Origin of the sequence: Bacillus sp. JJ1521 (assembly GCF_036965165.1) — a bacterium.
Lineage (GTDB): Bacteria > Bacillota > Bacilli > Bacillales > Bacillaceae_L > Ferdinandcohnia.
Window position 1 is genome coordinate 1 of sequence record NZ_JBALOX010000196.1, and the last position, 4,215, is coordinate 4,215.

At 39.8% G+C, this 4,215-nt stretch carries 3 protein-coding genes; 2 read left to right on the forward strand and 1 reads right to left on the reverse strand.

Features of this window, described 5'->3' with window-relative positions; all coding sequences use genetic code 11:
- Positions 1-180: 180 nt before the first annotated feature.
- On the forward strand, positions 181-630 hold the full coding sequence (locus V7147_RS21575) for an Lrp/AsnC family transcriptional regulator (protein ID WP_335369865.1): 450 nt from the start codon (positions 181-183) through the stop codon (positions 628-630).
- Between the two features lie 287 nt (positions 631-917).
- On the opposite strand, the gene V7147_RS21580 is transcribed toward V7147_RS21575, so the two are convergent.
- The gene (locus tag V7147_RS21580) at positions 918-3,365 is read right to left on the reverse strand and encodes a S8 family serine peptidase (protein WP_438824622.1); all 2,448 of its coding nucleotides are present in this window, start codon (positions 3,363-3,365) and stop codon (positions 918-920) included.
- A 362-nt stretch (positions 3,366-3,727) separates the two neighbouring features.
- Between V7147_RS21580 and V7147_RS21590 the strand changes: the two genes are divergently transcribed.
- A complete protein-coding gene (locus tag V7147_RS21590) occupies positions 3,728-4,093 on the forward strand; it encodes a cupredoxin domain-containing protein (RefSeq protein WP_335369866.1) in 366 nt (121 codons plus the stop codon).
- Positions 4,094-4,215 lie beyond the last annotated feature (122 nt).

Sequence of the window (4,215 nt, forward strand, 5' to 3'; positions counted from 1 at the left end):
ATATATAATTATGATTATAATTTAAATTTAAAATATATTCTATAAGTTTGATGAAATAAGTAAAAACGTGCTGAAATCGGGTTTACGGCACATAACAAATCGTAAGCATGTCCAAATTTTACTGTGTCTTGGTTTAACCGATGGTAAAATAAAAATAAACCGTTGAAAAGTGGGGATTGAATGAAGATCGATGATACTGATAAAAAAATTCTTGAGCTGTTAACGATAAATGGGAGAATGTCCTACGTGGATATCGGAAAAGAACTCGGTTTTTCAAGGGTTTCGATTCGAGAGCGTGTCAACCAACTGATTGAAAAAGGCGTAATAGAAAAATTTTCGGTTGTGATTAATTCGGAAAAAGTAGGAAAAGGGGTTTCAGCGTTTTTCGAGGTAGATTGTGAACCTTCATCACTTGTAAGGGTTGCAGAGACATTGGCGAACAACCCGAGTGTCGCTAGCTGCTACCAAATGACAGGCCCAAGCACCCTGCATATGCATGTTCTTGTCGAGGATTTCGCCAAGCTTGAAAAATTTATTAATGAAGAACTCTATAGTTTGGATGGGATTACGAGAGTGGAAAGTCATATTTTATTGAGAAGGTTTAAAAGTCGGACGGGGTTGAAGCTATAAATCAAATACGCCTTGGCGTATTGCGCCCAGATTTTAGGCCCACAGGAAGTGGGTCATAAAGACGTTGCCACAGGATGTGGAGTTTTTAGTCTTTAATCATACTGCTCGAAAAGTTTCCTTTGAAAATCTTATGTCTCCACCGGAGGCTTTAACTTTATTCAGCTTGATTTGGAATCTCTCACTTAGTTAAATTCTTTTGTTCATTTATCTTACCCAAACAAATTAGTACCTTTTGAAAAAAAGTTAAATGGTGTCGAGGCAAATGAGCCTGACACCATTTTTCCTGTTTATTTGTATAAGAAGTTTGTTCCAGCTAGGTCTGTTTGACCTTTATATGTTGCATATACGTAGACATTATAATAGTAACCCTTTGGTAATTTATAACCGTCAGAAAGTGTTCCGTTCCAATCAAAATATTGATATCCTGCAGGAACGTTTTCATAGTCGGCAATGTCACCTAGATATCCAATTGCCTGTCCATCTTTATTTGATAGATACACAAAGAATTCTGCTTTCTCTGCCCCACCAGGGAAGAAACCTCCGACTTGAGTTAAATTACCCTTATCATCAAATGAAACCATTGCTGCTTCTGCACGTGGATAATCAGGTTCTTTCACAAATAGAATCGTTGGCACGTCAAACGTTTGCTTTCCATCACTAATTGTAATCGTTCCTTCGTAATATCCTGGGGTAAGCTTCCCAGCGTCCACTTGAACATTCAGATTCACATCCTGTGATTTACCAGCATTGACCTTTAAGTTGTTGCTAGTCATCACCTTAATACCTTCCGGGTTGCCAGCAAATGTAACATCAAAACTATATGTTTTTCTTTCGTTCGAAAGATTTTCCAGTGTAAAATGCTGCTTTTCAACTTGCTTTCCTTTGTCTTTATAGAACACACCAAACGAATGGCTTCCAGGAGTCGCAAGTGTTTTTGTATTGATTGCATCAAGCGGACGGATGCTTCCCGAACCTTGCGTGTTGTGTGGATATACGTTTCCAGATGCATCTTTTAACTCTACTGCTGTATTCATTAAAGCTGCTTTTACATCATCGACATCCCAATCAGGGTGTGCTTGTAAAAGTAATGCCGCTGCACCAGCCACATGTGGTGATGCCATACTTGTACCTTGGTATGCTGCATATCCATGTGGGTTTGCAGGGTCATGAGTTGGTACAGTACTTGTAATATTTACACCAGGTGCAGAAACGTCTGGCTTGATCATCCATGTGAGGTTTACCGGTCCACGGGATGAGAAGTCAGCTATTGTTTCGCCTACACTGCTTGCAAATTTGATATTGAAGCTTACTTTATTATTTCCTTTTGCAAGCTCAGCTAAAAGTTTGTTGCCATCAGCCAACGTTGTCTTTATCGTTGGCACTGCCATGCCTGCAACATCAGGAGTTTCTCCCGCTACGTTGTTATAAATAATCGCACCAACAGCTCCCGCTGCTTTTGCTGCAGATGCCTTGTCAACAAATGCAATCCCAGCACCACGGCTAATTAACGCAATTTTTCCGTCTAAATCCTTACCTACAAAATCTGCAGGAGCACCAAATCCAACATTTACAAACTCAAATTCCTTCCCATTTAAGGCTAGTAACTCAGCATCACTAGGGAATCCTTGTACCTTTGCAGAAGGATAATCAACGCCTTCAGTTGTCGAAATTGACGCATTATACATATTAAACGGAAGCTGTGTAGCTCCTACAGAAATAGCATCACGAGATGTACCTGGCGAACCTACTGTCCATTTATTGGGTCCAGCGTTACCATTTGAAGTAACAGCAACGACTCCTTCAGCCATTGCCCAGTCAAGTGCAATGCTTGTCGCATAATCAGGATCATTTAATGAGTTACCTAATGAAAGGTTCATAACATCAGCACCGTCTTGAACAGCTTTCTCAACACCAGCAATGACGTTTTCAGTTGTTCCGCTACCACCAGGACCTAGTACACGATATGCTAATAGTTTTGCATCTGGCGCTACCCCTTTAATTTGACCATTTGCTGCAACCGTACCAGATACGTGTGTTCCATGTGCTGTTTCTTCACCACGAGGGTCTCCTTTTGGTGTTTCCTGTGGGTCATTATCATTGTCTACAAAGTCATACCCTTTGTAATCACCAAATGCATGTGCTAAATCAGGGTGAGTATAATCAGCACCTGTATCAATAACAGCTACTGTAATCCCTTTACCTGTATAGCCTGCATCCCATACCTTATCAGCCCCAATATGAGGTGCACTGTGCATCATTTGTGGACTAAACACTTCTGGTGACACAAGCTCAGACTCCTCGCCTGTTACTGTATATTCTACATCAGGATACACTGCCTTTACCCCAGGCACTGCAAGTAATGCTGGGATTTCGTTTGCATTTAATTCTACAGAGAAGCCAGAGAATACAAAATCATATTCGCGGTTCACTTTACTCGATTTTGCTGCTTGTTTCACTGAATCCTTTACCTTTTGACGCTCTTTTGCTAGATTCGCCTTTGATTGAGATTTTCCAGTATGTTTTGCTTCCACAATCGATGCTTCGGTAAGCTCCACGATAACTGTTGTAGATTTTGAGGATTTAAGATCTATGTTGCCATGTAGTTCTGCTAATTGTTTCGGAGCAGAGGTGTTTGCGTTGTTTGTTTGTGCGAATGCTCCCATTCCGAATGAAGAAAATACTAATAAAAACGCAAATAAAACTAGTAAACCTTTTAATGTTCGTTTTTTACCCATGACCAAAGCTTCATCTCCCTAAACATACTATTGAGTTAGCCCTTATCCTTTTTAAAACTAGCACCTCCTTTTTCACATTTTTTTACAAGGCCCTTCCCAATACTCCATAAATTCTACCTTTTCCCTCCTTTGTCCTTGAGTAATTATTCCTATTGTTTTGACATTAAACTAAATACTTATGAGGCTATTTTCATAATTAATTTCGTATTTACTCGAGGTTTGTAGTTTTAAATCAATACTTGAAAATACATGACGAAAAATAGGATGGCATTGCGTATGCGGGTTTCAGATAAAGAAACTAATTTGTAGTGATAAAGTTTTACGAATTAGAAGAAGATAGTATTAGAAAGGAGGGATGCGAAATGTCTGCGATTAAATGGTTAGTAGGATGGAGCGTTGTGCTTGCGTTGTTTGTGGTTGGCTCGATTGGTGTATTTGCCGAAACACAACCTTTGGAGCCGATACAAAAAATTGAGGTCGAAATAAACGATGATTATTTTAACCCAAAAGAAATCGCGATTCCTAGTGGAAAACCGTTTGTGTTAGTCATGAAAAACAACGGCGTTAAGGAACATACCTTCACAGTAGAAAAGCTTGGAATTGACTATGTAGTGAAACCAAAACAAATAAAAATAGTGACTGTGGAACCGAAACAGTCCGGTACATATGAATTGATATGTAGATACCATGCCAAGGAAGGGATGGTCGGACAGGTAGTCGTCAAATAACAAGGCAAGGCCAACTGGCCCTGCCTCGTTTTAAAATCATTCAGCCGAAGTAGGAGACTTCTGCCGAATAAAGTTAAAGCCCCCGGCGGATGCCACGATTTTTTAAAGGAAATTTTCCAGCA

Excerpts from the sequence above, each read along its gene's own strand:
- V7147_RS21575 (WP_335369865.1), top strand. The coding sequence starts at position 181 with ATGAAGATCGATGATACTGATAAAAAAATTCTTGAGCTGTTAACGATA.
- V7147_RS21580 (WP_438824622.1), bottom strand. The coding sequence starts at position 3,365 with ATGGGTAAAAAACGAACATTAAAAGGTTTACTAGTTTTATTTGCGTTT.
- V7147_RS21590 (WP_335369866.1), top strand. The coding sequence starts at position 3,728 with ATGTCTGCGATTAAATGGTTAGTAGGATGGAGCGTTGTGCTTGCGTTG.